We start from the raw sequence: 1,202 nt of genomic DNA on the forward strand, positions 1-1,202 counted from the left end.
ACAAAAAAATCCCCCAGACCAAGCTGGGGGATCCACCAATGCTGTTGAAGCGTCAGGTCAGGCCATCAGCCACGCACCGCAGGCGCTACCTCCACCGCCGCCAAATCCAGCGGGAAGTTGTGCGCATTCCGCTCGTGCATCACTTCCATCCCCAGGTTGGCACGGTTCAACACGTCTGCCCAGGTCCCCACCACTCGACCGTTGCTGTCCACAATCGACTGGTTGAAGTTGAACCCGTTCAGGTTGAACGCCATGATGCTGATCCCCAGCGCCGTAAACCAAATCCCAATCACCGGCCAAGCCGCCAGGAAAAAGTGCAGGCTCCGGCTGTTGTTGAACGACGCATACTGGAAAATCAACCGGCCAAAATACCCGTGCGCTGCCACAATGTTGTAGGTCTCTTCCTCTTGCCCAAACTTGTACCCCAGGTTCTGAGACTCCTCTTCCGAGGTCTCCCGAATCAGGCTCGAGGTCACCAGCGACCCGTGCATGGCACTAAACAGCGCACCCCCAAACACGCCAGCCACGCCCAGCTGGTGGAACGGGTGCATCAGGATGTTGTGCTCTGCCTGGAACACCAGCATGAAGTTGAAGGTCCCCGAAATCCCCAGGGGCATCCCATCCGAGAACGACCCCTGCCCAATCGGGTAAATCAAAAACACTGCTGTGGCCGCTGCCACGGGCGCAGAGTAAGCCACCGCAATCCAGGGCCGCATCCCCAAACGGTAGCTCAGCTCCCATTCGCGTCCCATGTAGCAGAACACCCCAATCAAAAAGTGCAGCACAATCAGCTGGTACGGACCGCCGTTGTACAGCCACTCGTCCAGTGAGGCGGCTTCCCAAATCGGGTAAAAGTGCAGGCCAATGGCTGCCGAAGAGGGCACTACAGCCCCAGAAATGATGTTGTTCCCGTACAGCAAGGAACCGGAAACGGGCTCGCGGATGCCGTCAATGTCCACCGGCGGAGCCCCAATGAAGGCGATGATAAAGCAGGTGGTGGCAGTCAGGAGGGTGGGAATCATCAGCACCCCAAACCAGCCAATGTAAAGGCGGTTATCGGTGGAGGTGACCCACTCGCAGAACTGCTCCCACACGTTGCTGGTTGAGCGACGTTGGATAACAGTAGTCATGAGGACAAACTTCCCTGAGGAAGCGCGAAGATTGACAACCTAAACTTAAAACATCCGTTAAGTTTCGTCAAC

Annotated in this window: 1 protein-coding gene; it reads right to left on the minus strand. The window is 57.0% G+C overall.

Translation table 11 applies throughout. From position 1 onward, the window contains the following. Positions 1-65: 65 nt before the first annotated feature. Positions 66-1,130 carry a photosystem II q(b) protein gene (gene psbA / locus NW815_RS09665; RefSeq protein WP_011432036.1) on the minus strand — a complete coding sequence of 355 codons (1,065 nt, stop codon included), beginning with the start codon at positions 1,128-1,130 and terminating at the stop codon, positions 66-68. Between the last annotated feature and the right edge of the window lie 72 nt (positions 1,131-1,202).

It is taken from the genome of Synechococcus sp. R6-7 (assembly GCF_047461695.1).
Classification (GTDB): domain Bacteria; phylum Cyanobacteriota; class Cyanobacteriia; order Thermostichales; family Thermostichaceae; genus Thermostichus.